Annotated in this window: 28 protein-coding genes and 2 tRNA genes; 11 read left to right on the top strand and 19 right to left on the bottom strand. The window is 66.7% G+C overall.

Features of this window, described 5'->3' with window-relative positions; translation table 11 throughout:
* Nucleotides 1–31 precede the first annotated feature (31 nt).
* Nucleotides 32–427 carry a DUF1801 domain-containing protein gene (locus tag ABZ293_RS15940; protein WP_355181140.1) on the bottom strand — a complete coding sequence of 132 codons (396 nt, stop codon included), beginning with the start codon at nt 425–427 and terminating at the stop codon, nt 32–34.
* Between ABZ293_RS15940 and ABZ293_RS15935 the strand changes: the two genes are divergently transcribed.
* Nucleotides 426–743 carry a hypothetical protein gene (locus ABZ293_RS15935; protein ID WP_355181138.1) on the top strand — a complete coding sequence of 106 codons (318 nt, stop codon included), beginning with the start codon at nt 426–428 and terminating at the stop codon, nt 741–743. The two genes, ABZ293_RS15940 and ABZ293_RS15935, sit on opposite strands and share 2 nt — an antisense overlap.
* Before the next feature lie 105 nt (nt 744–848).
* On the opposite strand, the gene ABZ293_RS15930 is transcribed toward ABZ293_RS15935, so the two are convergent.
* The 7 genes from ABZ293_RS15930 to ABZ293_RS15900 all read right to left on the bottom strand — a co-directional run bounded on the left by ABZ293_RS15930 (nt 849) and on the right by ABZ293_RS15900 (nt 6,310).
* Complete coding sequence (locus tag ABZ293_RS15930; protein ID WP_355181136.1) at nt 849–2,801, bottom strand: FAD-dependent oxidoreductase; 1,953 nt, start codon at nt 2,799–2,801, stop codon at nt 849–851.
* A 71-nt stretch (nt 2,802–2,872) separates the two neighbouring features.
* Nucleotides 2,873–3,034 (bottom strand): hypothetical protein, encoded by a 162-nt coding sequence (locus ABZ293_RS15925; protein WP_355181134.1) that lies wholly within the window; start codon nt 3,032–3,034, stop codon nt 2,873–2,875.
* Between the two features lie 9 nt (nt 3,035–3,043).
* Nucleotides 3,044–4,543, bottom strand: coding sequence for a HAMP domain-containing sensor histidine kinase (locus tag ABZ293_RS15920; RefSeq protein WP_355181132.1), 1,500 nt, complete (start codon nt 4,541–4,543; stop codon nt 3,044–3,046).
* Nucleotides 4,540–5,253: a response regulator transcription factor gene (locus ABZ293_RS15915; protein ID WP_355181130.1), complete on the bottom strand. Its 714-nt coding sequence runs from the start codon at nt 5,251–5,253 to the stop codon at nt 4,540–4,542. Before ABZ293_RS15915 ends, ABZ293_RS15920 begins: the two co-directional genes overlap by 4 nt.
* A gap of 233 nt (nt 5,254–5,486) precedes the next feature.
* The gene (locus tag ABZ293_RS15910) at nt 5,487–6,020 is read right to left on the bottom strand and encodes a hypothetical protein (protein WP_355181128.1); all 534 of its coding nucleotides are present in this window, start codon (nt 6,018–6,020) and stop codon (nt 5,487–5,489) included.
* A gap of 98 nt (nt 6,021–6,118) precedes the next feature.
* Nucleotides 6,119–6,192: transfer RNA gene (locus ABZ293_RS15905), tRNA-Pro, on the bottom strand.
* A 44-nt stretch (nt 6,193–6,236) separates the two neighbouring features.
* Nucleotides 6,237–6,310: transfer RNA gene (locus ABZ293_RS15900), tRNA-Gly, on the bottom strand.
* 548 nt (nt 6,311–6,858) lie between these two features.
* Here ABZ293_RS15900 and ABZ293_RS15895 point away from each other — a divergent pair.
* Nucleotides 6,859–7,812, top strand: coding sequence for a GGDEF domain-containing protein (locus ABZ293_RS15895; RefSeq protein WP_355181126.1), 954 nt, complete (start codon nt 6,859–6,861; stop codon nt 7,810–7,812).
* Nucleotides 7,813–7,887: 75 nt separating this feature from the next.
* Here ABZ293_RS15895 and ABZ293_RS15890 read toward each other — a convergent pair whose 3' ends face one another.
* Together ABZ293_RS15890 and ABZ293_RS15885 are read right to left on the bottom strand one after the other, a co-directional pair.
* Nucleotides 7,888–8,703: a DNA-formamidopyrimidine glycosylase family protein gene (locus ABZ293_RS15890; RefSeq protein WP_354957564.1), complete on the bottom strand. Its 816-nt coding sequence runs from the start codon at nt 8,701–8,703 to the stop codon at nt 7,888–7,890.
* Nucleotides 8,704–8,783: 80 nt separating this feature from the next.
* Nucleotides 8,784–9,257: a ribose-5-phosphate isomerase gene (locus ABZ293_RS15885; protein ID WP_354957565.1), complete on the bottom strand. Its 474-nt coding sequence runs from the start codon at nt 9,255–9,257 to the stop codon at nt 8,784–8,786.
* Between the two features lie 188 nt (nt 9,258–9,445).
* On the opposite strand from ABZ293_RS15885, the gene ABZ293_RS15880 reads away from it, so the two are divergent.
* A complete protein-coding gene (locus tag ABZ293_RS15880) occupies nt 9,446–10,630 on the top strand; it encodes a M48 family metallopeptidase (RefSeq protein WP_355181124.1) in 1,185 nt (394 codons plus the stop codon).
* 10 nt (nt 10,631–10,640) lie between these two features.
* On the opposite strand, the gene ABZ293_RS15875 is transcribed toward ABZ293_RS15880, so the two are convergent.
* Complete coding sequence (locus ABZ293_RS15875; protein WP_355181122.1) at nt 10,641–11,285, bottom strand: DsbA family protein; 645 nt, start codon at nt 11,283–11,285, stop codon at nt 10,641–10,643.
* Nucleotides 11,286–11,465: 180 nt separating this feature from the next.
* On the opposite strand from ABZ293_RS15875, the gene ABZ293_RS15870 reads away from it, so the two are divergent.
* From ABZ293_RS15870 to ABZ293_RS15855, 4 genes are all read left to right on the top strand, one after another.
* On the top strand, nt 11,466–12,689 hold the full coding sequence (locus ABZ293_RS15870) for an FAD-dependent oxidoreductase (RefSeq protein ID WP_355181120.1): 1,224 nt from the start codon (nt 11,466–11,468) through the stop codon (nt 12,687–12,689).
* Between the two features lie 106 nt (nt 12,690–12,795).
* A complete protein-coding gene (locus ABZ293_RS15865) occupies nt 12,796–13,197 on the top strand; it encodes a YciI family protein (protein WP_355181118.1) in 402 nt (133 codons plus the stop codon).
* A 6-nt stretch (nt 13,198–13,203) separates the two neighbouring features.
* A complete protein-coding gene (locus ABZ293_RS15860; RefSeq protein ID WP_355181116.1) occupies nt 13,204–14,427 on the top strand; it encodes a DUF6596 domain-containing protein in 1,224 nt (407 codons plus the stop codon).
* A 198-nt stretch (nt 14,428–14,625) separates the two neighbouring features.
* Nucleotides 14,626–15,102: an NUDIX domain-containing protein gene (locus ABZ293_RS15855; RefSeq protein ID WP_355181114.1), complete on the top strand. Its 477-nt coding sequence runs from the start codon at nt 14,626–14,628 to the stop codon at nt 15,100–15,102.
* 105 nt (nt 15,103–15,207) lie between these two features.
* Here ABZ293_RS15855 and ABZ293_RS15850 read toward each other — a convergent pair whose 3' ends face one another.
* Nucleotides 15,208–16,044 carry a phosphoribosylaminoimidazolesuccinocarboxamide synthase gene (locus ABZ293_RS15850; RefSeq protein ID WP_355181112.1) on the bottom strand — a complete coding sequence of 279 codons (837 nt, stop codon included), beginning with the start codon at nt 16,042–16,044 and terminating at the stop codon, nt 15,208–15,210.
* A gap of 138 nt (nt 16,045–16,182) precedes the next feature.
* Between ABZ293_RS15850 and pepN the strand changes: the two genes are divergently transcribed.
* Entirely contained in the window at nt 16,183–18,765 is a 2,583-nt protein-coding gene (gene pepN / locus ABZ293_RS15845; protein ID WP_355181110.1) for an aminopeptidase N, read from the top strand.
* A gap of 167 nt (nt 18,766–18,932) precedes the next feature.
* Here the strand turns inward: pepN and ABZ293_RS15840 are convergent, their stop codons facing one another.
* The 4 genes from ABZ293_RS15840 to ABZ293_RS15825 form a co-directional block, all read right to left on the bottom strand.
* Nucleotides 18,933–19,397, bottom strand: coding sequence for a DUF5130 domain-containing protein (locus ABZ293_RS15840; protein WP_355181108.1), 465 nt, complete (start codon nt 19,395–19,397; stop codon nt 18,933–18,935).
* Nucleotides 19,384–19,659, bottom strand: a complete 276-nt coding sequence (locus tag ABZ293_RS15835) for a hypothetical protein (protein WP_355181106.1) — start codon at nt 19,657–19,659, stop codon at nt 19,384–19,386. The genes ABZ293_RS15840 and ABZ293_RS15835 overlap by 14 nt, the downstream gene beginning before the upstream one ends.
* A gap of 139 nt (nt 19,660–19,798) precedes the next feature.
* Nucleotides 19,799–21,334 carry an alpha-amylase family glycosyl hydrolase gene (locus ABZ293_RS15830; protein ID WP_355181168.1) on the bottom strand — a complete coding sequence of 512 codons (1,536 nt, stop codon included), beginning with the start codon at nt 21,332–21,334 and terminating at the stop codon, nt 19,799–19,801.
* Nucleotides 21,335–21,534: 200 nt separating this feature from the next.
* Entirely contained in the window at nt 21,535–21,939 is a 405-nt protein-coding gene (locus ABZ293_RS15825) for a globin (protein ID WP_355181104.1), read from the bottom strand.
* A gap of 258 nt (nt 21,940–22,197) precedes the next feature.
* On the opposite strand from ABZ293_RS15825, the gene ABZ293_RS15820 reads away from it, so the two are divergent.
* Nucleotides 22,198–22,905 carry an HNH endonuclease gene (locus ABZ293_RS15820; protein WP_355181103.1) on the top strand — a complete coding sequence of 236 codons (708 nt, stop codon included), beginning with the start codon at nt 22,198–22,200 and terminating at the stop codon, nt 22,903–22,905.
* Nucleotides 22,906–23,038: 133 nt separating this feature from the next.
* On the opposite strand, the gene ABZ293_RS15815 is transcribed toward ABZ293_RS15820, so the two are convergent.
* Nucleotides 23,039–23,599, bottom strand: a complete 561-nt coding sequence (locus tag ABZ293_RS15815) for an XRE family transcriptional regulator (RefSeq protein ID WP_355181101.1) — start codon at nt 23,597–23,599, stop codon at nt 23,039–23,041.
* A 123-nt stretch (nt 23,600–23,722) separates the two neighbouring features.
* Here ABZ293_RS15815 and ABZ293_RS15810 point away from each other — a divergent pair, with 123 nt between their 5' ends.
* Nucleotides 23,723–24,427 carry an AzlC family ABC transporter permease gene (locus ABZ293_RS15810; RefSeq protein ID WP_355181099.1) on the top strand — a complete coding sequence of 235 codons (705 nt, stop codon included), beginning with the start codon at nt 23,723–23,725 and terminating at the stop codon, nt 24,425–24,427.
* 55 nt (nt 24,428–24,482) lie between these two features.
* Nucleotides 24,483–24,803 carry an AzlD domain-containing protein gene (locus ABZ293_RS15805; RefSeq protein ID WP_355181097.1) on the top strand — a complete coding sequence of 107 codons (321 nt, stop codon included), beginning with the start codon at nt 24,483–24,485 and terminating at the stop codon, nt 24,801–24,803.
* A 130-nt stretch (nt 24,804–24,933) separates the two neighbouring features.
* Here the strand turns inward: ABZ293_RS15805 and ABZ293_RS15800 are convergent, their stop codons facing one another.
* Nucleotides 24,934–25,599, bottom strand: a complete 666-nt coding sequence (locus ABZ293_RS15800; protein WP_355181096.1) for a hypothetical protein — start codon at nt 25,597–25,599, stop codon at nt 24,934–24,936.
* Nucleotides 25,600–25,781: 182 nt separating this feature from the next.
* Nucleotides 25,782–26,198 carry a thioesterase family protein gene (locus ABZ293_RS15795; RefSeq protein WP_354957611.1) on the bottom strand — a complete coding sequence of 139 codons (417 nt, stop codon included), beginning with the start codon at nt 26,196–26,198 and terminating at the stop codon, nt 25,782–25,784.
* Between the last annotated feature and the right edge of the window lie 11 nt (nt 26,199–26,209).

Here is a 26,209-nt window from a genome sequence, read left to right as displayed (position 1 = left end):
CGGCGGTCCGAACGGCGGCCGGTGCGCGGCTTCAGCTTTCGCGCTTCAACTTGCGCCAGCCGCCCGCCCGATTGTTCGCGATGATCTGTTCGAACATCGCGAGAAGTGCTGGGGCATTGAGCTTTTCACCGTCATGGATAGCCACGGTGCGGCCGGTCTTGTTCTCGTGACCGCCGGTGATGATGCCCTCGGGATCGGGCACGATGCCGCCGTCGTACAGGAACACATTCACGTGCGTCTTCGCCGCGAGCAGTGCGCAGATATTGCCGTCCAGCACGAAGTACGGCTGCACGGTGCGTTTGATGGTTTCGACGACCTCGGGATCGGCGGCGTGCACCAGCTCGCGAACCTCGTGACAGATCGCCTGCTGCCACTCGGGTAGCGGGTCGATATAGTCGTCGACGCGCGGGTCCTTCCGATAGGACATGCGCCGATCCAAGCACAATCACCGGGCGCGTTGGCGGGAAATTCCGACCATCGGACTGGAACTGCTGCGCAGCGGCGCCGGCGGCAATCCGCACAGCCTGGTCGCCGACCTGGGCACCTGCCGCTGGACCACCGATGTCCGCGACACCACCAACCTGGCCCTCGGCATGCTCGACACTCACGTCGTGGCCTACCTCATCCACCCGGAACACGGTGCCAGCGCAATCGCCCCCGGCCGCTACTTCATCCGCCGCCAACGCGGACGCGGCACCGCCCCGGCCACCGGCCGCTCCCTGAACCACCTCATCGCCGACTGACCCGGAGCTGGCGCATGCCGCGTGACGTCTTCGCACAGGCTGGAACCTCCGCGGCGCTTACGCAGCATGCGTCAGCTCGGGATCCGGCGACACCGCGACGGCCGGTCAGGTGAGGCGGGCGGCCAATCTGGCGGCGTTCATGTGGGCTATGGCTTCGATGCTGAGCATCGGGTTTACGCCGGAGGCGGTGGGGAAGCAGGAGCCGTCTGCGACAACGAGATTCGGCACGTCCCAGACCACACCGTCGGGGTCGGTGGCCGAATCGGCGCGCGAGCCGCCCATGCGGGCCGAGCCCATGATGTGCAGCGCACCCATCGCACAGCGGCCGGGACCGTAACCGGCGCGCAGACATTCCGCGACGAAGGTGTCGTGCGAGCCCGCGATACCTGGTTCGTAAACCGGGCCGGACTGATGTCCGGAGAAGATTCGGCGCGCCCCTGCTGCCTCCAGAATCCTTGCCGCGCCGTCGATTCCGGCGTGCATGTGAGCCTGGTCGTATCCGGACAGCCGATAGCGGACCACCGCGTCACCGGCACGGTCGATCGATACCGCGCCGTGGTCGCGATCTCGGGTGATGACGCCAACCGCGACGGTATGCGCGAGATTGTGCATGATCGCGCGATGCTGGGCCGCACCGGTCCAGTTGAGGAAGCCGACCGTCATGCCCGGTGTCAGCGGGCCGGTCTCGTAGATCACGCCGTAACCGTGGCCGTCGAGGTCACGATGCTCGGTGGAATAGCGCGTCTGCAGGCCGCCCGACCAGGGACGGATCTCCTCGTCGAAGGTGCCGAAGACCGCGGTGGCGGGATGCAGTCGCAGGTAGCGGCCGATATTCGGGCCGGATATCCCGGAGCGGCGCAGTAGTGCCGGGGTGTGGATCGCACCCGCAGCGACGATCACCGCGCGGGCCCGGATGGTGACCGCGTCCCCCTCCGGCGTCACGGCCGCGACGCCGCTGGCACTGCCATCGCGCAGCGTGATGGTGCGGACCTCGGTATCGATCAGCAGTCGCGCGCCGTGCTCGGCGGCATCGGCGAGCCAGGTCTTGGTCACCGACTGCTTCGCGCCGATCCGGCAGCCGAAACCGCAGCGGCCGCATTCGATTCCGGCATCGCAGCCGCGTACATTGCGCGGCACCGCATCGACGTGCCAATCCAGTTCGCGCAGACCACGTTCCAGGACGGTATCGCGGCCGGAGGCATCGGAGTGCTCGCCGTTGACCCCGAGTCGCGCGTGCACCGCATCCAGCGCCTCGGTGTATTCATCGGCCGCGAATTGCTTGGCGCCCAAGCTGGCCCATTCCTCGCGCACATCGTCCGGTGTGCGGAATGAGGTGGTCCAGTTGACCACTGTGCCGCCGCCGAGACACGATCCCGCGACGAGGCCGAGCTGCCCCTCCTGTGTGGTCGCCGGCCCCGGGGAGTACAGATTCAGCAGTCCGGTGAGCTCGCCGGTCCCGAAATCCGCGTCATCGTAGTATCCGCCACGTTCGACGACCACGACGTCCAGTCCGGCCGCCGCGAGCACCGCTGCCGCGGTGCCGCCGCCCGCGCCGGACCCGACGACCACCACATCACAGTGCAGCGACGTCTCGCCGGTCGGGCGCAGCGGAGTCAATGCGGGCCGTGGCGCATCGGGCAGCGCGCCGAACGGACCCGGAAATCCCATCTGCTGCCAGGCCGGATTGGTACCCGTCGCCCCGGGCGTCGCGTAATAGGCAGTCAACGCAGCACCCTTGAGCGCCTGGAAGACCGCGCGCTTGCGAGCCAGCCGAGAATTCCCGAGTCGTCGCAGTGCCTGCTCCCGGTCGGCCTGCGCGAGATCGCCGAATCTGCGCGGCCCGGCCCCGATCAATACCCCGAACGTCCGGGAATTCCACATGCGCAGCAGGGTTTCGAAGGCGCGGCGCTGCGCCGCACTCGGATTGCGGGCCAGCAACTGCTCAACCGCGTCGACGGCGCCCAGGCGCGACGCGGACGGCAATTCAGCCCCGTCCCCCGGCGCGAAGGTATCGCAGATGAGGCCGAGCGTCGCGCGCTGGGCGAGGGTCAAGGACACGAGTCTCCTCCGGGACACAGCTCCAGAACAGTCATTAACTTAACCTACCTGCGCGAGCCCGCCGACGAGCCCTATCTGCCCAGAATGATCAGCAGCAACACCTTCTGCAGCATGTCCAACGCCCGGCCGACGGCGAGCGCGGTGTCCACGAGATCCGCGCCGCCCCGAGCCTCTTTCCTCGGGCAATCGAGCCCCGGGCCGCACTGTCGCAGGGCACGGATGGGCATGTCCACGACGAAGATTCAGATGGCGGCGAAGAGGATTCGGAACGTGGTGCCCGCGTCGGGCGTGCGCAGCAGCTGGATCCGGGCACCGTGTGCACCGAGGATCGCATCGGCAATGGCGAGTCCGAGCCCCGAACCACCGGTGCGCGAACGCGATTCGGCCGCCCGGTAGAAGCGGTCGAAGATGCGCGGTGCGTTCTCCGACGCAATGCCGGGTCCGTCGTCGCAGACATCGAGCACGGCGAATTCGGATGCCTCGGGCGGTGCCGCGCCCGCCTCGGCGGCCACCGGATCGACCAGCGTATTCGCGGCTCGGATCCCGACCGCAACGGTGACCGACGCCTCGGCTGGCGTGTGGACCAACGCATTATTGACCAGATTCGTCACGACCTGCCGCAATCGGTGCTCGTCACCGACCACCCGGACCGGCGCGTTCGGACCATCGAGTCCGATATCCCGGTCCGGCGCCCGGGTTACCGCATCGCGCACCACATCCGCCGCGAGCGCCACCAAGTCGACCTCCGCCAGATCCAGCGCACGTTCCTGGTCGAACTTGGCGAGCAGCAGCAGATCGTCGACCAGCAGGCCCATCCGGATCGCCTCGCCCTCGATCCGGCGCATCATCTCCCGCACACCCGCCTCGTCCTGCGCGCCGCCGTGCCGATACAGCTCGGCGTACCCGCGCACCGAAGTCAGCGGGGTGCGCAGTTCATGGGAGGCATCCGCGACGAAGGCCCGCATCCGCCGTTCGGAATCGGCGAGTTGACGCAGCGCCGAGGACAACCGGGTGACCATCACATTGAATGCGGCGCCGAGTCTCCCCACTTCGGTATGCGGATCGGTCGGTGCGACACGGCGATCCAGATCTCCGGCGGCGATCGCCTCGGCCGTGTGCTCGATCCGGGTCAGCGGTCGCAGGCCGAGCCGGACCAGCACCGCCGCGATCACCGAAATGGCGATCAACAGCGTTGCGCCCGCCGCGAGCTCGATGGTGCGGAGTTTGCCGGTGGTCGCCTCGGTGGTGGCCAGCGACATCGCGATCGCGACGGTGCCGCCATTGGGCTGCCATTCGGTCGCTGGCTGTACGACCGTGCGCACCCGCCACCGGATATCGCTCTTCTGGTCGCCGACCGTGAAAGCGGTATTCGCCCTGGCCTGCACCGAGTCCGCGTCCATCGACGGCAAAGCCGGTACCGTGCTCAACTCGACCGGCGCACCGAGCCTGCCGATCGGCCGACCCGCGACATCGAAGAACATGAGCCGAAAGTCCGAGGGCAACTGCTCGAACTCCGGCGCACCCGACGGTGGCGGCGGCGGCGGTCGCTTGGTCGAGGTCATATCGCTGGCAACATGATTCAGCTGCTCGTCCACCCGATCGAGCAGCGCACGATCCAACATCGCGATGCTGAGCAGCCCGAATGCCACCATCCCGATCCCGGCGATCGCGACCAGGACCAGCAGTAGCCGGGTGCGCAATGTCAACCGGCGCCGCCGATCCCAGATCCGACCGGCCGTCACGAGCGCGCGCCGCCCTGCCGGATGGTGTAGCCGACACCGCGAATCGTATGGATCAACGGTGGATTCCGGGCATCCACCTTGCGCCGGAGCTGACTGATGAAGGTCTCGACGACCCGGGCGTCGCGCCCGGTCTCCGCACTCCACACCCGATCGATGATCTGCTGTTTGCTGACCACCTTTTCCGCATTGACAACGAGATACTGCAGCAGGCTGAATTCGGTGGCCGACAACCAGATCTCTTGGCCAGCGCGGTGTGCGGTATGCGCATCGACATCCAGCTCCAGATCCGCGTACCTCAGCACCCTGTCGTCGGACTCCGCACCCTGGGTGCGACGCAGAATCGCGCGCAACCGCAGCACTACCTCTTCGAGACTGAACGGTTTGCTCACATAGTCGTCGCCACCGGCGGCCAGTCCGGCGATCCGATCCTCGACCGCATCCCGCGACGTCAAGAACAGCACCGGCACCTGGTTGCCGGACTCCCGCAGCCGCCGTGCCACCGCATAGCCGTCCAGATCCGGCAGCATCACATCCAGCACCACGATGTCCGGCGGCCGCTGCGCCGCCGCGGCCAATGCCTCGAGCCCACTGGCCGCGGTGTACACATCGAATCCGCTCATCCGCAGCGCGGCGGAGAGCAGGTCGAGAATATTCGGCTCATCGTCGACGACCAGCACGCTCGCAGCCGGTGACGCGTCACGGTCGGGCACGGCTACACAATATGCCGCACCGCATGCCCCGCTGCCGCCCAGAATCGGCAAGGACCGATGACTCACAGCAAGCCGACAGATTCACCACAGCTGAGCATCGATTCGAATCTCCCGCCCGATCCCTCGGACCTCAGCTACAGCTCCGCATCGCCACAGCAGACTATCCGGCAACACTTCGGCGGCCACCGACCAACGCTTCGATGCTGCCGGGCAGATCGTGCGGATGTGCCCGGTTACGCACCGTCCTGATCGACGCCCAGGGCCGCCAGGATGCGGTCCAACTTCGAACCGACATCAGAGAACCGGCCATCCATTACAGAGAGCCGGCCATCGATCGCCGAGAGCCGATCGTCAACGCCAGAGAACCGGTCATCCATTACAGAGAGCCGGCCATCGATCGCCGAGAGCCGATCGTCAACGCCAGAGAACCGGTCATCCATTACAGAGAGCCGGCCATCGATTGCCGAGAGCCGATCGTCAACAGTAGAGAGCCGATCGTCAACGGTAGAGAGCCGATCGTCAACGGTAGAGAGCCGATCGTCAACGGTAGAGAGCCGATCGTCAACGCCGGAGAACCGGTCATTGATTTCAGCCCTGAGACTGCCGATCTCCTCGATAACCGCGTCATGGTTGCGCGCAACCTTCGCGCCCAACGCGGCAAGGTCGGTCGGCGAACCAGCTTTCGCCTTCGCTTCCGCCTGCTGCATCGTCAACGTAGCCATGAGCGTCTCGAGGTTGGTAACCCGGTCCTCCAACGGCGCTGGCATACAAGATCCCCTCTCGAACAACTTCGAACCGGCGACGATGCTCAACCGGGCGAATTCAGGCCCACCCTATCCCGCCCCGTCCCTCCCTGCTGTTTCAGTCGGGGTGACAGGATTTGAACCTGCGACCCTCCGCTCCCAAAGCGGATGCGCTACCAAGCTGCGCTACACCCCGTGGCCTCGCGGCGAAAGAGAGCGCCGACGAGGATGAATCCTGCATGGAGCGGGTGACGGGAATCGAACCCGCACCATCAGCTTGGAAGGCTGAGGTTCTACCATTGAACTACACCCGCAGGCATACGACACCGATGGGATCGCCACGATGTCGTGTGCGCACCGACTGTACCGAATGCAGCGCCGGAAACGCTAATCCGCCCCCGCCGAACGACTGTGAACAGTTGCCGGGCGCGAGGCCACGACCCAGTCGACAATAATAGCTCATAGCTATCGCTATTCGCTTCGGGCCACTTGGCCGTTCTCGCCGAGACATGAACCGGCCGGTAGCCATCCGATTTCACCCCTTTCGGCGCGCCGTCGGCGTGTCGGTCCGCGACTTTCCGGCGAACAAAATTCATGTGTAACGCCGGAGGCCCGGCAGCGATCACATACCCGATCGCCATTCGCCAAGGATCGAGAACTCGTTGTAAAACAGCGTTTTTCGGTGCCGAGTGGCTTGCTAGGATCCTTTTTGCCGGACGGGGGTATCTGGAAAGGGGGCGGTGAGCGTGCACCGAGCGAGGTGGACACAACCGCGTAGCAGTGGGAACGGTCGGGGTGACACCGGCACCTGCGTGGGAACAGGGCACCCGGGTACCGACATCACCCGTGGCGGGTGAGTGCGATGTCTGCGGATATCGAACCACCCGTAGCGCAGAAGGCTGGCGCGTGGGCGAGTGCGGTCTGCGCGGAACCGGGATCACACGCGTCACCAGAACAGCTACAACCGGTGCTGGCCGAGATCATCGAGCAGCTACTGAAACTGGCCAGGTCCGAGCCCTTTCCGGTGCTCGAGGCGCGGATGTTGGGGGCACGGCTGGTCGAGGCGCCGTTCGAACGGACCAGAATGCTGGCCCAGGCCACCCGCTGGCTGCTCGGCTTCCCGGCGGGGGCGCCCGGGTCGCTGGTCGCCACGCGCTGGCCGCTGGTTGCCAGCCAGGCCATCGACAGCTATGCCCAGGCGCTGCAGGAACGGGCACTGGCCCAACAGGAACAGAACCTTTCGGCGGCGGTGTCATTGCGGGTACAGGAGATCGCCGCGTTGCAGCATCGGCTGCGGCACGAGGCCACCCACGACGCGCTCACCGACCTCGCCAACCGTACGCTGCTACAGGACAAGGTGCGGCTGATGGCGGCCGACCCGAACCGGGGCGTCGGCCTGCTGCTGATCGATCTGGACCGGTTCAAGCAGATCAACGACAACTACGGCCATGCCGTCGGCGACGAGGTGCTCGTCGAACTGGCCCGCAGGCTGCGCGAGATCTGTCCGCCGGAAACCGTCATCTGCCGTTACGGCGGTGACGAATTCGTGCTCGCCACCAACCCACACCACAACACCCTCGGCGATATCGCGCACCGCATCGTGGCGGCACTGCGTGATCCGGTGTGGTCGACGGCCGGTCCGGTACCGGTCTCGGCGAGTGTCGGCACCGCCTACTCATCGCCGGGCGAATCCTGCGATTTCACCGATCTGCTGCGCCGCGCCGATCGCGCGATGTACTCGGCGAAGACCGCTGGCGGTCGCCGCTTCGCCCTTGCCGAAACCGATAAACCCGACATCAAAGCCGTTGCGGGCTGATCCGCCACCACGCGGTTCGGCAACCACCGAGGCCCGCTGATCACCGATGAGGTCATCAGCGGGCCCGGTAATCGTTCAGCTGGCTTGACAGCTGGGGCACCAGAACAGGTTTCGGCCCTCCAGCACGCTGTGCGCGATGGGGGTGCCGCAGATGCGGCATGGGGCGCCGGGGCGGCGGTAGACGTAGGTGCGCGGGCGGTCGGCCGCATAAGACGGTTCACCGTGGTCGTGCTCGGGGCGGACGACGACCATCTTGCCGACCCGCACCCCGACCCGCATCAGCGCAACCAGATCGGTCCACATCGCGTCCCACTCCTCGGCGCTCAGCGACGTGCCCGGACGCTGCGGCGAAATGCCGTGCCGGAAGAGCAGTTCCGCGCGGTAAACATTGCCGACACCGGCAAGCACCTGCTGGTCCATCAGCAGTGCACCGATCGGCCTGCGCGAGCGGTGCATGCGCCGCCAGGCCCGTTCGGGATCGGCGCCGCGCCGCAGCGGGTCCGGGCCGAGCCGATCGGTCAGCGCCGTCAGCTCCGCGCGGGTGTACACCTCACAGGCGGTTGGGCCGCGTAGATCGGTACCGTACAGGCGATCATCGGCCGATGCGTCGCCGACGATCCGCATCCGCACCTGCCCGACCGGCTCCCCCATCGGCAACGCCACCTCGGTGAACACCCCGTACAGGCCGAGGTGCACGTGCACGATGAGACCCGACTCGTAGTGGTGCAGTAGATGTTTGCCGTACGCCTCGGCCCGTGTGAGCACCTGCCCGTCGACCCGGGCGGCACCGGCGGCGAACTTGCCCTGCGGACTGGACACCCGCACCACTCCCCCGGCAAAGCGCCGTTGATGCAGTCGCGCCAGTCGGTGCAGCGTATGGCCCTCAGGCATCCGAGCCCGGCATCCTCTCTGCTCCGCCGCAGAGACGACCCGGGACACCGGGTCGCCTTGCGGGACGGCGTATTACGCGCTCAGTAGGCCGGAACAGCCGGGGGCACACCGGTCTTCTCGTACTCGGCCAGGATGTCGATGCGGCGCTGGTGGCGCGGCTCCTCGGACCACTTGGTCGAGATGAACGCGTCCACGATCGCCAGCGCCTCCTCGGTGGAGTGCATGCGGCCGCCGATGCCGATCAGCTGCGCGTTGTTGTGCTCACGGGCAAGCTGGGCGGTCTCCACGCTCCAGGCCAGGGCGCAGCGGGCGCCGGGCACCTTGTTCGCGGCGATCTGCTCGCCATTGCCGCTGCCGCCGAAGACCAGGCCGAGACTGCCCGGGTCGGCGACGGTGCGGCGGGCCGCTTCGATGCAGAAGGCGGGGTAGTCGTCGAGCGCGTCGTACTCGAGGGCGCCGCAGTCGACGACCTCGTGGCCCGCCTGCTCCAGATGGGCCTTGACGTGATTCTTCAGTTCGAAACCGGCATGGTCGGCACCCAGGTATACGCGCATGGCTGCGATTGTGTCAGGCGTGTTCGGGGGGGCCGCGAGGGGGACATGCGTCACCGCGCCAGCGGGATCAACACCGGTAGCGGCCGCGGCGAATCGACAGGTATGCCACCCGTGTTCGCGGCCACCGGTACCGACCGCGCGACAACGATTTCGAACGTCGTCTCCGGCAAATGAATAGAGTTCTCCGTATGCAGCCGCCCGAATCCAAGCCGCCCCAGCAGGCGGGCCATCCCGCCGACCCCTATCCCGCTTTGAGCGGATGGGCGCAGGCTCAGGACGCGACCGCCACATCGAGCGGGCATGTTTCCGACCAGCAGGATTCGCCCCAGTACCCCTCGATGCCGCAATACCCCTCGACACCCCCGCCCTACCCCGGGTTGCCATACCCAACGCCCCACTACGGTCCGGCGCCGTACACCCCAGGTCCCCACAATGTGGTCCCGGTGCCGCCCGGGACACCGCCGCAGCGTCAGCCGCGCGGTCTGTCGCCGTACGGTATGCCCGCGCGGCATCCGTGGGAGATTCCGCTGCTCGTGGTCGTATGTGTGATCACCACGCTCGCGTTGCTGCTGGCATTGCTGGTGTTCGTCGACCTCATCCTGGGCGGGAAGCTGCCGAGTCTGTACGTGGCGATCCTGGTCTTCGCGCCGATCGTGGTCTGGTTCCTGCGCGGTATGGGTTACGCGGCCCAGCGGGTCAACGCCGTCAAGATGTCACCGACGCAGTTCCCCGAGGGCTATCAGCTGGTGGTCGAGGCGGCGGCACGATTCGGGTTGGCCAAGGTTCCCGACGCCTACGTGGTACTCGGCAATGGTCAGATCAATGCCTTCGCCTCCGGGCACGGGTTCCGGCGCTATGTCGCGGTCTACAGCGATCTGTTCGAAATCGGCGGAGCCGCACGCGAACCCGATGCACTCGCCTTCATCATCGGGCACGAGGTCGGGCATATCGCGGCCGGGCATACCTCGTACTGGCGCCAGCTCGGCATGTTCGTCGCGCCGTCGCTGCCGATCATCGGCAGCTCACTGATCCGGTCCCAGGAGTACACCGCCGACAACCACGGCTACTGCAACCGACACGTGGGTGCACCGGCCGCCATGGGCACCCTGGCCGCGGGCAAGTACCTGAACAAACTGGTCGGCTTCGACGAGATGGCCGACCGGGCCGCGGTCGAGAAGGGCTTCTTCGTCTGGGTCATCAATGCCATGGCCTCGCATCCGGTGCTGACCTGGCGGATGTGGGCGCTGCGCGACCGGAGCAGGCACGGCCGTCTGTTCTGGCGTCCGAGCCGACCGGCCGGTGCACCTCCGGCCGGTCCGTACCCGAGCAGCTACGGCGAGATTCCGGCGCTGCCGCCGAAACCCGTGCCGTAGCGCACCGCACTCAGTCGAAGGCGGGATCCTCGGTCCTGGTCCGCTTCAGCTCGAAGAAATGCGGGTAGTCGGCCAGGGTGACCGCGGCGTCCCACAGCTTCCCGGCCTCCTCGCCGCGCGGGATCCGCGACAGCACCGGACCGAAGAACGCCTTGCCATTGATGTGGATGGTCGGCGTGCCGACATCGGGTCCGACCTTGTCCATGCCCTCGTGATGGCTCTTGCGCAGCGCCTCGTCGAATTCCGTGCTCTCGGCGGCCGCGGCGAGTTCGGCGGGCAGGCCGACCTCGGCGAGCGAATCCGCGATCACCGCGTCGAGGGTCTCCTTGCGGGAATCGCGCGCGTACTCCTCGCGCCGGTTGTGGATGCGGGTGCCCATGGCCGTGTACAGCGGGGAAAGCACCTTGTCACCGTGCTCCTGCGCGGCGGCAATGGCGACCCGGACCGGCCCCCAGCCGGTGGCGAGCAGCTCCTCGTACTGCGGCGGCAGCCCCTCCTTGCCCTCATTGAGCACCGACAGGCTCATCACGTGGAAGCGGGTCTCGATATCGCGGACCTGCTCGACCTCCAGAATCCAGCGGGAGGTGATCCAGCACCACGGGCACAGCGGGTCGAACCAGAAATCGGCGACATTCTTGGTGGTCGTCTCGCTCATGACCTGTTCCTCTCCGTCGCATGCAGTTGGCGCGGTGGGCTCGGCACACCGCTATCCGTGGCCAACCACGAAACCGTGCGATTCGTTCCCGAGCCGGTCGCCGATTTCCCGAAAGGCGGCATCGGGTCCCAGTAGGGTTGACACGCAGGCATCCGGTTCCCTCCCGAAAAGGAGTCCGCAATGACCTCTGATCAGCGTTTCGTCATCGTCGGTGGCGGTCTGGCTGCGGCCAAACTGGCGGAGGCACTGCGCGACAATGATTTCGCCGGAGCCGTGACGCTGATCAGCGCCGAGGACTATCTGCCCTACGAGCGCCCACCGCTGTCGAAGGAACATCTGGCGGGCAAGAAATCGCTCGAGGAATTCACCGTGGATCCGGGCCAGTGGTACCGCGATCACCATATCGACGTGCGACTCGGCACCGAGGTCGGTGCGATCGATCGGAGCGCGAAAACCGTGACGCTGCCGGATGGTTCGACGCTGGGCTACGACAAGCTCGCGCTCGCGACCGGTTCGACACCGCGCCGGCTGCCGATTCCCGGTATGGACGCCCGCGGCGTGTACACCCTGCGCACCATTGGCGATTCCGACACCCTGATCGAACTGTTCGGCACCGCACGCCGCCTCGTCATCATCGGGGCGGGCTGGATCGGGCTCGAGGTCGCTTCGGCCGCGCGCGCCGCCCAGGTCGAGGTCACCATTGTCGAATCCGCCGAATTGCCGCTGCTGGCGGCGCTCGGACCGGAAATGGCCCGGGTCTTCGCGCAGCTGCATCGCGACCACGGCGTCGACTTCCGATTCGGCGCGCAGGTCAGCGAGATCACCACGCATACCGTGGAGACGGAGCTGGCGTCCGGCGTCCGGCTCGCCGATGGCACCGTCATCGAAGGCGATGCGGTGCTGGTCGCGATCGGTGCGCGTCCGAATATCGAGCTGGCCGCGGACGCCGGGCTCGCGACCGATGGCGGCGTGCTCGTCGATGCCGGCCTGGCCACCAGCGACCCGGATATCGTCGCTGTCGGCGACATCGCCGAGGAGCAGCATCCGGTGCTCGGCCGCCCGATTCGGGTGGAGCACTGGGCCAATGCGCTCAACCAGCCCGCCGTTGCGGCCCGGACCATGCTGGGCAAGTCCGCGTCCTATGAGCGGCTGCCCTACTTCTTCACCGACCAATACGACCTGGGCATGGAGTACACCGGCTATGCCGCGCCCGGCGAATACGCGCGGGTGGTGGTGCGCGGCGATGAGGCCAAGCGCGAATTCGTCGCGTTCTGGCTCGACGCCGACAACCGGGTACTGGCGGGAATGAACGTGAACATCTGGGATGTCACCGACCGGATCAGGGAGTTGATCGGCCAGCAGGTCGACCCGGACCGGCTCGCCGATCCCGCGACACCCCTGTGATGCGGATCACGGTCGACTATTCGAGAATGTGTCGAATCGGCGCGACGCGCTCCGACCGCATCGCGAGCGCGCCGGACGGGCGCACCGAAGGCCAGGGAGACCGGATATGAAGTACATGCTGCTCAAGACCTACGCACCCGCCGCCAACTGCGACATCCCGATCACCGAGTGGACGCCGGAAGAGATCCAGGCGCATCTGGATTTCCAGCGGGCGCTGGGTGCGGAGCTGGCCAAGAACGGTGAACTGGTCGACGCCCAGGGACTGGCCGGACCGGAGGATGCGCGGGTGGTCAGTTCGGACGGGCGCTCGGCACCGGTGATCACCGACGGGCCGTTTCCGGAGACCAAGGAATTCCTCGCCGGATATTGGATCGTCGATGTGGAGAGCCCGGAGCGCGCGCTGCAGATCGCCGCGCAGGCGTCGGCGGCACCGGGACCGGGCGGACAGCCGATCGGTGAGCGGATCGAGGTGCGCGCGGTGATGGGTGTTCCGGCAACCGACCAATAGTCCGCGATGAGCACGACATTGCCCGTGGGCATCGAGGATCTGTTGCGCGAACTCGCGCCACAGGTCCTCGGCACCTTGGTGCGCCGGTTCGGTGATTTCGACAGCGCCGAGGATGCGCTGCAGGAGGCCATGCTCGCGGCGGCGACGCAATGGGCCGCCGACGGTCTGCCGGACAATCCGAGCGGGTGGCTGATCCAGGTCGCGCACCGGCGGATGGCCGATGCGGTGCGTGCCGAAGTGGCTCGGCGGCGCAGGGAGACGACGGTCTTCGAACGCAATGTGCCCGATGCCGAGGCCATCGATCGGGATGACACGCTCGCCATGTTCTTCCTGTGCTGCCATCCGGCACTGTCGTCCGCGAGTGCCATCGCGCTGACATTGCGCGCGGTCGGCGGACTCGGCACAGCGGAGATCGCCAACGCCTTCCTGCTACCCGAAGCGACCATGGCGCAACGGATTACGCGTGCCAAGAAGAAGCTGGCCACCCTCGATCGGCCGTTCGCCCGACCCGGTGGCGCGCAATGGCAGGAGCGGCTGGGTGCCGTACTGCACGTGCTGTATCTGATCTTCAACGAGGGGCATACCAGCACCTCCGGGCCCGACCTGCAGCGAACGGATCTCGCCGCCGAGGCCATCCGCCTGACCAGATCCATGCACCTGCTGCTCCCCGACGACACCGAGGTGACCGGACTGCTCGCGCTCATGCTGCTCACCGACTCCCGCCGGGCCGCGCGCACCGGACCCCATGGTGAGTTGATTCCGCTCGCCGAGCAGAACCGCGCTCTGTGGGATCGCGCGCTGATCACCGAGGGCACCACGCTGACGACCGGCACCCTTACATCGGGCCTCACCGGCCCCTACCAGATCCAGGCCGCGATCGCGGTGCTGCACGCGCAGGCCCGGCGTGCCGAGGACACCGATTGGACGCGAATCCTGGCGCTGTACAACATGATCGAGCGCATCTCGAAGAACCCGATGGTAACCCTCAACCGCGCCGTCGCCACCGCCATGGTCAACGGCCCCGTCGCTGGCCTCGAACTCGCCGCCACCCTCGACGATCAACTGGCGGGCAACCACCGCCTCGACGCGGTCCGCGGCCACCTACACGAAATGGCGGGCGATTTCGGCGCCGCCATCACCCACTACACCGCCGCCGCCCACCACACCACCAGCTCCCCCGAACGCAACTACCTAACCCTGCGCGCCGCCCACCTCCACCACCGCCGCTGACCCCACCACACCCGCCCTCCCCGTCGCCTCGATCGGGGTCGAGTGGTGGTTGAAGCGTGTGACAGGCTGCCGGAGTCGCACGTCGGGCGAGCCCGGCGCGTACGGAGGCCCTGCCAGATCTGATAGCGGCGGCGGGTTCGCTGCGGTGGGGACGTGTCGCGTGCGCGTGTAGTTGCGGTAGGCGGCAGACTGCTAGGTGTGGTTGGGAAATTCAGTGCTGGGATTCTGTTGTTCCGCCGGAGTTCCGGTGATGTCGAGGTCCTGATCGGGCATATGGGTGGACCGTTCTGGGCACACAAGGATGCGGGCGCCTGGTCGATTCCGAAGGGCGAATACGAGCCGGAGGACGAGAGCCCCGAGGACGCTGCGGCCCGTGAGTTCACCGAGGAACTCGGCCTACCGGTGCCCGAGGGCGAGCGGGTGCCGCTCGGCGAGGTTCGTTACGGCAGTGGCAAATCCACCAAGAACCTCACCGTCTGGGCCGTCGAGGCCGACCTGGACCCGGCCGAAGTGGTGCCCGGCACCTTCGATATGGAATGGCCGCCCAAATCCGGCCGAACCGCCACTTTCCCGGAAATCGACCGCGCCGCCTGGTTCGACCTCCGCACCGCCCACGAAAAGCTCGGCAACGGCCAACGCCCCTACCTGGACCGCCTCGCTCAACACCTCAGCTGACCGCTCCGCACCGCCAGGACGTGCCGCCCCAGTTCTCCCAAGCGACCGCTGTACGCCGCACTGGACGTGCCTGGCCGGTGCACCATCCGAGACCCTGCTCAGGAGTCAGCGGGTTGCGCCGCCCCAGGCCTGCCCGGTGATGAGTTCGTAGGCTTCCATGTACTTCTGGCGGGTGGCTTCGACGATATCGGCGGGGATCTCCGGGCCGGGATATTCCTTGTTCCAGCCGGTGGAGGTGGACCAGTCGCGGACGAACTGCTTGTCGAAGGAGCGCTGGGGGCGGCCGGGCTCCCATTCGGCGGCGGGCCAGAAGCGCGAGGAGTCCGAGGTCAGCACCTCATCGCCGAGGGTGAGAGTGTCACCTTCCCAACCGAATTCGACCTTGGTGTCGGCGACGATGACACCGCGCTGCGCGGCGTGCGCGGCGCCTCGGGTGTAGATCCGCAATGTCAGATCGCGCAATTGCTCGGCGACCTCGCGGCCCTCCTGGTTCACCACGTCCGCGAAGGTGATGGGCTCGTCGTGGCCCTCGGATGCCTTACTGGACGGGGTGAAAATCGGTTCGGGCAGTTTGTCGCCATCGCGCAGCCCCGGCGGCAGTGCGACACCGGAGACCGTGCCGGTTTGCTCGTACTCCTTGAGCCCTGATCCGGTCAGGTAGCCGCGCGCGATGCACTCGACCTGCAGCATCTTCAGCGGCTTGACCCGAATGCCGCGACCGGCGAATTCCGCGGGCACATCGGTCGCCGAGACCACATGGTTGGGCACGTCGGTGAAGTACTCGAACCACCAGTTCGACAGCTGGGTCAGCAGCGCGCCCTTATCCGGGATCGGCGTCGGCAGCACCACGTCATAGACCGACACCCGATCCGACGCCACCAGCAGCAGCGTTTCGCCGTCCTCGTAGAGGTCGCGCACCTTTCCGGCGTGGATGTGCTTCACGTCGCGCTCCGATCCTGGTCGATAGGGTTTATGGGAAAAACTTCCGCGCGGGCAACCTTACCGAGGTGGCATTGTGGTGAGTGCTGTGCCCGTCGGGCGGCCCGCCCGCACATGTTCTTCGACCAACGAAGGAGTCCCATGTCCGCACCGAACCTGACTCGCGACCAGGCAATCGAACGCGCCTCGACAGTGCAGGTCGAGAACTATCGCATCGACCTCGACCTGACCGACGGGGCGGCGAAGCCGGGCGAGCAGACCTTCTTCTCCCGCAGCACGGTCACCTTCACCGCGACTGCGGGCGCGAGCACCTTCATCGATATCGTCGCCCGCGGGGTCCGCTCGGCCGTGCTCAACGGCACCGCGATCGATATCGCCGACTACGACGAGTCAACGGGCATCACACTCACCGGTCTGGCCGAGCGCAACGAACTCGTCGTCGAGGCCGACTGCGAATACTCCAATACCGGTGAGGGCCTGCACCGCTTCGTCGATCCCACCGATGACGCGGTCTACCTGTACTCGCAGTTCGAAACCGCCGACGCCAAGCGCATGTTCGCCTGCTTCGACCAGCCGGACCTCAAGGCCACCTTCGATATCAGCGTGACCGCCGCGCCGAACTGGAAGGTCATCTCCAACGGGGCCGCGGTCGATACGCTGCTCGCCGATCCCGGTAAGCACCTGTTCCGCACCACCCCGAAGATGAGCACCTACCTGGTCGCGCTCATCGCGGGCCCGTACGCGGAATGGACCGACGCCTACACCGACGACCATGGCACCATCCCGCTCGGCATCTACTGCCGCGCCTCGCTCGCCGAGCACATGGATGCCGACCGGCTGTTCACCGAGACCAAACAGGGCTTCGGCTTCTACCACAAGAACTTCGGTGTGCCCTACGCGTTCGGCAAGTACGACCAGCTGTTCGTCCCGGAATTCAACGCGGGCGCGATGGAGAACGCCGGTGCCGTCACCTTCCTGGAGGACTACGTCTTCCGGTCCAAGGTGACCCGCGCGTCCTATGAGCGACGCGCCGAGACGGTGCTGCACGAGATGGCGCATATGTGGTTCGGCGATCTGGTCACCATGAAGTGGTGGGACGACCTGTGGTTGAACGAGTCGTTCGCGACCTTCGCCTCGGTGCTGTGCCAGTCCGAGGCGACCGAGTACACCAGTGCCTGGACCACTTTCGCGAATGTGGAGAAGTCCTGGGCATACCGGCAGGATCAGCTGCCGTCCACACATCCGATCGCCGCCGATATTCCGGATCTGCACGCGGTCGAGGTCAACTTCGACGGAATCACCTACGCCAAGGGCGCTTCCGTGCTCAAGCAGCTGGTGGCCTATGTCGGGCTGGAACCGTTCCTCGCCGGACTGCGCGCCTACTTCACCGAACACGCCTACAGCAACGCCACTTTCGACGATCTGCTGTCGGCACTGGAGAAGTCCTCCGGCCGCGATCTGTCCGACTGGGGCACACAGTGGCTCAAGACCACCGGACTGAATATCCTGCGTCCGGATTTCGAGGTCGATCCCGGCGGCCGTTTCACCAGATTCGCGGTCGTCCAGGAGGGGGCAGAACCGGGCGCGGGTGAGCGGCGCGTGCATCGCCTTGCGATCGGTGTGTACGGCGAACGGGACGGAAAGCTGGTCCGCACCAACCGCATCGAACTCGACCTCGACGCGGCCGAGCGCACCGAGGTGCCCGAACTCGTCGGCGTGGAACGCGGCCAGCTGGTGCTGATCAACGATGACGATCTCACCTACTGCTCGGTGCGCCTCGATCCCGATTCGCTCGATGTGGTGCTGCACCGCATCCACGAAATCGTCGAGCCACTGCCGCGCACGCTGTGCTGGTCGGCCGCATGGGAGATGACCAGGCAGGCCGAGATGCGCGCACGCGACTTCGTCGCCCTGGTGCAGCGCGGAATCGGCACCGAGAGCGAAATCGGTGTGGTGCAGCGACTTCTGATGCAGGCCAATACCGCGATCGGCAGCTACGCCGATCCGGAGTGGGCGAATGCCACCGGCTGGACCGAATACGCCAACCGGCTGCTGGAACTGGCCCGCGAGGCCGCGGCGGGCTCGGATCATCAGCTCGCCTTTGTCAATGCGCTCACCGGCGCGCGGCTGCAGGCCTGGCACACCGAGGTGCTGCGCGAACTGCTCGACGGCGATCCGGCCACCGTCGGTCTGCCCGGTCTGGTGGTGGACACCGATCTGCGCTGGCGGCTGATCACCGCGCTGGCGGCGGCGGGCGAGATCGATGCCGAGGGCCTCGGCACTCCGATCATCGACCAGGAATTGGCCAACGACCCCACCGCCGCCGGTAAGCGCCAAGCCGCCGCGGCGGCGACGGCGCGGCCGATCGCCGAAGTGAAGGAGCAGGCCTGGAACACGGTGATGACCGACGATTCGGTGCCGAATATCACCGCCCGCTCGATCGTCGGCGGGTTCGCGCCGGCGGGCCAGGGCGAGCTGCTCGCTCCCTATGTCGACCGCTATTTCGCCGAGGTGCCCGGGGTCTGGGAGCGCCGCTCCAGCGAGGTTGCGCAAACCGTCGTCATCGGCCTCTACCCTGTCTGGGCGATCAGCGAGGACGCCGTGGCAACGGCGGACAAGTTCCTCGCCGGTGATCACCCGCCCGCCCTGCGCCGCCTAGTGATCGAGGGCAAGGCGGGCATCGAACGCTCACTGCGCGCCCGCACCTTCGACGCCCGGGGCTGAACGGGCCGACGGCACCTCAGCCGGATCGAAACGGGGCGTGCAGATCATTGCGATGAGCACGCCCCGTTCGCATCTCTCCCGAGACACTCCGCTCGATGTTCCGTGCGGCACAACGCAAACGGCGCGTCCACCTTCGCAGGTGAACGCGCCGGGGTGGAACCGGTGGATCAGCGACCGATGGCGGCGGCCATGACGCGGACCGCGGAGATCAGACCGTCGATGAGCTGGCCCTGGCGAAAGGAGCTCAGGGCTGCGGTGACGCCGAGCTGGCAGACGCGATCATTGGCCCGGTCGGCGATCTCGCTGCCGGAACGGACCTCTACGGCCTTGTCGTTGGGCGAGACGGCAATGAGCACCGAACGCGCCGCCTCGGGGGTCGCCGGGAAGACCGCGTCCGCACCGGCGGCCGGATCCGCACCCAGATCGCCGATGAAGATGTTGAAGCGCACCTTGGTCGCGCGGGTCGCCTCGGTGAGCACGTTGTCCATGGCCAGCCGCTCGTCATCGCTGAACGGGGCTTCCTTGAACACCGCGCCGGCCTCGTGCACACCGGAGACGCGGCCGCTGCTGGTGACCACCGAACCGTGCGGCAGTTCGGATTCGACTACCGCGGGCCAATTAGAATTTGCCACTTGCCCGGCCTCCGATCAGCTCCACCGGGGTGGACTCGATTGCCGCATGTCCATGCGACGACTCAGCAGTGTGGTGACCCGATCCGGTCACCTCGTCGGTGGCACTCCACAGCACGGGAGGCTGGGTCCACTTCTGACCGAGGTCGTAGTGGACCGGCTTCTCGCCGGGCAGTGGCTTGCCGAGAAACGACAATCCGGCGATCGCGCCGTAGATCACCAGCGGGATGCCGAGGAAGATCAGCACTGTCTCGAGAATGCTCACGACTGCACCTCGCTGGCGCTCGCCTTCGTCGTCCGCATGGCGCGCTGGCACATGGTTCGCTCGCTTCGCTCACTCACAGGCCTAACGGTAGACGATGCCGTGTAGTAGTTCGCGTTCTGGTCGAGCTCGTGTTGTCCGGTCAGACCAGCCAGGCGGCGGCATTGGCGGCCAGCTGACCGTTCTCCGACGGGGCGCTGGCGAGCAGTACGTCACCGGGCGGCAAGGCGATCGGCACGGGCGAGGCGTTCAGCACACAGACCAGTCCACCGGGCCGACGGAAGGCGAGGCAACCGGCCGGGCTGCCGTACCACTCGACCCGGGGGCCCGCGAATTCCGGTCGGACACCACGCAATTCGATCGCCAACCGATACAGCGACAGGGTGGAGCCCAACGCCTCCAGCTGCGCCTCGACCGTCGACGCCGCCCACTCCGGCGGCATCGGCAACCAGGACTCGCCCGTGGTGAATCCGAACGGCGGCGCTGCCCCCTCCCATGGAATCGGCACCCGGCAGCCGTCGCGTCCGCGCTCGGTATGTCCGGAACGTTCCCAGACCGGATCCCGTAGCGCCGCCTCGGGCAGATCGTCGACATTGGGCAGCCCGAGTTCGGCGCCGTTGTAGATGAACACCGCGCCGGGCAGTGCCAGCTCCACCATCATCATGGCGCGGGCCCGCGCCACGCCGACGGGACCGCCGCCGTACCGGGTGACCTCCCGCGCGATGTCGTGATTGGACAGCGTCCAGGTGGGGACCGCGCCCACCGGCGCGACGGCCGCGAGCGAATTGTCGATGGCCGCGCGCACCGCGTCGGCATCGAACGGGGTCTCGGCGAGGCGGAAGTTGAAGGCCAGGTGCAGTTCGTCCGGCCGGACGTACTCGCCGAAGCGGGTGTTGTCGTCCACCCAGACCTCGCCGATCGAGACCGCGTCCGGATATTCGTCGAGCACCTTGCGGATGCGGCGGTGGATCTCGTGTACGGCGGGATTGTTGAAACGCGGATCGTCGTCGTCGTGCACCAGCATCTTGGTTTCGACGCGTGCCATATCGGGCAGGCCGTCCGGTTTGGCCATACCGTGCGCGACATCGAGGCGGAACCCGTCGACGCCCCGATCCAGCCAGAAGCGCAGCGTCTGCTCGAAATCGGCGGCGATCTCGGGATTTGCCCAGTTCAGATCCGGTTGTTCCGGCGCGAATATGTGCAGGTACCACTGGCCGGGCCGGCCGTCGGGCTCGATAACGCGGGTCCAGGCGGGCCCGCCGAAGATGCTCGGCCAGTTGTTCGGCGGCGTCGCGCCGTCGGGTCCGCGGCCGTCGCGGAAGATGTAGCGCTCGCGTTCCCGACTGCCCGGTGCCGCAGCCAGCGCCGCCGCGAACCACGGATGCTGATCGCTGGTGTGGTTCGGCACCAGATCCATGGTCACCTTGAGACGGCGGTCGTGCGCCTCGGCGATCAGCTCGTCCATTGCCGCCATACCGCCGAAGAGCGGGTCGATATCGCGCGGGTCGGCGACGTCGTAGCCGCCGTCGGCCATGGGAGAGCGCATCACCGGACAGATCCAGAGTGCGTCGACCCCGAGTAGTTCCAGGTAGCCGAGCTTGTCGCGAATCCCGCGGAGATCGCCGATCCCGTCACCGTCGGAGTCCGCGAAGGATCTCGGATAGATCTGGTAGAACATGGCCGACCGCCACCAAGGTTGGGCGGTGCGATCCACCGGCGCCGGGATGGCAGGTGTATCAGTCACATCCGTAATAGTGCCAAAGATTTTCGGCAAATTCGCTCAGGCTCAGCCATGTTCGATGATATCTGGCAAATATTCAGCATTCGATATGCGAGTCGAAAACCTTGGGACTATGCGGGAGCTCGACCAAAACGATCTCACCAGGCAGCGTTCACCAGCGAATTTGCCGCCATCTCGAGGTAATCGAGCAATGCCTTGCGATGCTCATCATCCAGAATTTCCGGTTCGATCTCTGCCACGCCGATCCGCATACAGCGCAGCCACGCGTCGCGCTCCACCGGACCGATCTTGAACGGCATATGCCGCATTCGCAGCCGCGGATGTCCGCGCTCATCGGAGTAGGTGCGCGGCCCACCCCAGTACTGCTCCAGGAACATGCGCAGCCGCCGCTCCGCGGGTCCGAGGTCCTGCTCCGGGTACAGCGGGCGCAATACCTCGTCGGCCGCCACCTCTCGATAGAACGCCGCGATGATCCGGTGGAACGTCGCCGCCCCGCCGATCGCGTCGTAGAACGACGTCGCTGTCTGCTCGCCGGAAGTCATCAGGTCCTCTCGATCGGTCCGCACTGATCGTTTCGAGCGACCCGCAAGCGATCGCTACGGGCCGTTTCGAGCGACCCGTAAGCGATCGCTACGGGCCGCACTCCATTGTGCCCGCGTCACGAACGGGCAGCCCTTCAACCACAGTTCATCCGACATTGTGCGAAATCACCGTGCAATAGTGCGCATTCCATGGTCAACTGGGTGGCAGTCTCTGCCGAGATACCACATGATCTTGATAACTATGAAACCGGGGTCCCCATGAAGCAGCGGCACGGCCGATCACACGAGGCCAGGACGCACCGACAACTCCAGCCCGCCGACGTCCACAATCGTGGGTCGGGGGCTACTCCGCTGCACATCTTGTCCGATCACTATCCGGGTGCACATCGCACCGGTGAGCCTGCTCACCACAATCCGCACCTCACGCCGGTCCAGAACGAGACCGCCAATTGGTTGAAGCGCCGGGTGTTGCTTCTCAATGCCACCTACGAGCCGCTCACCGCGCTGTCCGCACGCCGCGCCGTGGTGCTCCTGATCTGCGATAAAGCCGATACCGTCCACCATGATCCGGAGGGATCGGTGGTGCATTCCGCCGAATCCGCCGTCACGATTCCGTCGGTCATCCGGCTGCGCAGCTACGTTCATGTGCCCTATCGGGCGCGCGTCCCGATGACCCGCGCCGCCCTCATGCATCGCGACCGCTACCGCTGTGGGTATTGCGGTGGTAAGGCAGAGACCATCGATCACGTCATCCCGCGCAGTCGCGGCGGCGAGCATTCCTGGGAGAACTGCGTCGCGAGTTGTGCCCCATGTAATCACCGCAAGGCGGACAAGCTGCTCAGCGAGTTGGGCTGGACGTTGCGTTCGCCACTGGTCTCGCCGAAGGGACCGCACTGGCGGCTGTTGTCGACCACCGCGGAGTTGGATCCGGTGTGGTTGCAGTATCTCGGCGAGGGTGCCGCCTAGCTCCCGACCGGATCGGTTCCGTCGGGCCGGGATCTGCATTCATTCGCCGCACGCGTTCACGGTCACCACGTACGCATCCACGGGGTCGATCGGTGCACGTCACCCGGCTGCATCCGCGGCCGACGATTTCCGACTAGGTGTACTCGATGACGAAAGCAGCCGAGGTGTTGGGAGCCAGGGCTTCGAAGACGTGGGGGGCATCGCCCGGGTAGGAGATGTAGTCGCCGGGTCCGAGTTCGACGGGTGCGTCGATCGGGCCGGTGCGGGCGCGGCCGCTGGCCAGCAGTACGTGCTCGATTACACCTGGACTGTGCGGGTCGGATCTGCGGGCGTGGCCGGGTTCGGCGGTGATCCGGAAGAAGTCACGGCGGGTATTGGCCGGTCCGGCCGCCAGCAGGGTGGCGCGGTAGTCGGATTCCGCGGCGACCAATACCGGCCCCTCCCCCGCGCGAATCACCTGAACGGTCGGGCGTGGCGGGTCGAGCAGCCGCGATAGGGGCATATCCAGGGCAACGCACAGTGCCCACATGGTCTCCAGGCTCGGATTTCCGGTACCCGATTCCAGTTGGGACAGTGTGGATTTCGCGACGCCTGCACGGTTGGCGACCTCGGTGAGCGACAGCCCGGCGCGTGCGCGCTCCCGGCGCAGCGCAGCGGCGATCACTGCCTGCGGCGTCGTCTGATCCTGGTCCATGCGCGCTCCCGTCGACTAGGGGGATGGCAAGCCGGCGAAGCCGGCCGGGGTGGGTCGATACAGTCGACCGCCCAACAGAGAATCATATTGACGAATCGCCCCGCCATGTTCACTATAAGCTACATGCGTTCGATATGGCGAACACTCGATCGGGACACACTCGCCGGCATCGCGGCGGTACTGCTGGCGGTCGGTCTGATCGCTGTTTCCTATGGCGCTACCGCCGTCACCTCGGGTTTTCCAATGTGGGTTCCGATTGTGCTCGGGGTCGTCGTGCTCGCGGGCGGTGCGGAGTTCCTCTTCATCGGGATCATGGCGGCGGGCGGCAGCCCGATCGCGGCCGTATTGGCCGGGCTGTTGGTCAACGCCCGGCATCTGCCGTATGGGCTTTCGGTACCCGATGTGGTCGGCACCGGATGGCGGCGGCGGATCGGCGTCCACGTGATGAACGACGAATCCGTCGCGCTGGCCCTGGCCCAGCCGGATATTGCGCGTAGGCGGGCCGCGTACTGGGTGAGCGGGTTGGGTGTGCTCATCGCCTGGCCCGGCGGTGCGGCGATCGGCGCGCTGATCGGCACGATAGTGCCCGACACCGGTGCGATCGGGTTGGACGCAGTGTTCCCCGCGGTGCTGTTATCGCTGATCATGCCCGCGCTGCGGGCGCGGGACACCTTGCGGGCGGCGCTGATCGGAGCGATCGCGGCCGTGGCGAGCGCGCCGTTCCTGCCCGCCGGAATGCCTGTGCTGGTTGCGCTTTCGGGGTTGTTCTTCGCGATCTCGCGGAACGGCGACGGCAAGGCCGAGTCCGGAGAGGCGCAGGCGGCATGAGCGAGCGATTCATCGGCGGAGCTCCGGCCGAGCAGAGGACCGTGGAGGCACAGGCGTGAGTACCCCGATCTTGCTGATGGCCATGTCCGCACTCTCCGCCGGAACCTATGCCTTCCGCTCATCGGGCCCCGCGCTGCGCAACCGCATCCGCTTCCCGGAGCGAGCAACGAAACTGCTGGAGATCGGCGCGGTCGTCCTGCTCGCGGCGATGGTCGCCATCACCACAGTGCCCACCGGCTCCGGCCACCTCGGATTCGCCTTGCCCGCAGGGGTTTTGGTCGGTGGCCTGCTGGCCTGGCGTAGCCAACCCATGCTCGTCGTCATCCTCGCGGCGGCCGCAACCACCGCCCTCCTGCGCCTGCTCGGCCTCTCCTGACCCGCCGGTTCCGCATCACCAAATCCATTCAGCCGCACCCGCTCTCGGGATCCGTGCTGCGCGACGGATGCGAATCCCGACCGGAGGTGCGGGAGTTCGCGCGACAGGCACCGGCGGCAGGGAGTTCGGATCAGCTGGGGGTCAGCGGAATGCCGCCGCCTCGACGGCGGGCGACGGAGCCGTAGCGGGCATCGAGGCGGAGCCAGGTTCTGGTGGCACGGACCCGGACGATTTCGGCGGCCGGGATGCGGCGGGGGTCGGCCCTGTCACCGGAGTGGGGGATGAAATCCATTGCAGTGAGCGCGAATACGACGCGCATCGGGACCTGGACCTGGTCGAGCGCCGCGGAGACGGTGAGCACGGTCTGGTCGAGCAGGGAGGCGGGCGGGCCATGGCTGCTGCCGTGTTCTTTTGCCAGTGCCGCACCCTGTTCGGCGAGTTCGACGAGGGTGCGGGCGGGCACATCGTCGACATGTTCGAAGCCGACATCCGGCGGGAGCGCACCACGCCAGGCCGAATCCATCGAATAGCCGAGATCGATCGGAATTCCGGACGACAAACCGGCCAGCACCAGATCGGCACCGACGGTGACATCGTCGGTACCGAGCTCGGCGACCACGGTGCGGACCGCGAGCGCTTCGAAACCCGTTGCCACCCACGCGGATACGTATCGTTCGCCACGACGGCGCATACGCACCACCACCGCGGGATCCAGCCGAACGGCCCGGCTCAGAAATGTCGCCAGATTCTCCCGCTCGGCCGGATCGGAAACCTCCAGGACGCGCTGTCCCGACATCAGTGCTCCCACATCACCACATCGCGGCCGCCACCGTACGACGACCACAGTCCGCCACCACCGCTATGCCAGCGGATTCAGCCGCCACCGTACGGCCGCCGATACCGACGACCACTGCCCGACGGCCGAAACCAGCCATTACTGCCCAACGATTCCGCCGCCCGAACGCGGCGGGCAATCGCTCATTCTTTCCACTCGGCGAGGTAGTCACGTTCGGTATCGGTGAGCCGACGCAGGCGCTGCGTCCGCATATCGAAGGCCGCGATCTGGGTGGAGGCGAGCACCGCGGGCGGCGAGTCCGGGGCCGCGCCGTTGGCGCGGACCTCGTAACCGATGGTGAAATCAACCGCCCGCAGCTGCTCGATCCACATCGCGATATCCAGCGGGGTGTCCTCGTGCCGCAGCTGACCGCGGTAGCGGACCCGAAGGTCCGCCAGCACACAGCCGGTACGCAGCGAGGCGGTCGGACGCCCGTCCTCGAACAGCCACGGAATCCGCGCCTCCTCCAGCAACGTCACCATGCGGGCATGGTTGACGTGCTGGAACACGTCCATATCCGACCACCTGACGTCTACCTTGGCGTGGAAGCGCTTGGGCAGTAATAGGCTGC

This window comes from Nocardia sp. NPDC005998 (assembly GCF_040614395.1).
In the GTDB taxonomy this organism is placed as follows: domain Bacteria; phylum Actinomycetota; class Actinomycetes; order Mycobacteriales; family Mycobacteriaceae; genus Nocardia.
The sequence above is the reverse complement of the archived record's forward strand: the minus strand, read 5'-3'. Positions and strand labels throughout refer to the sequence as shown.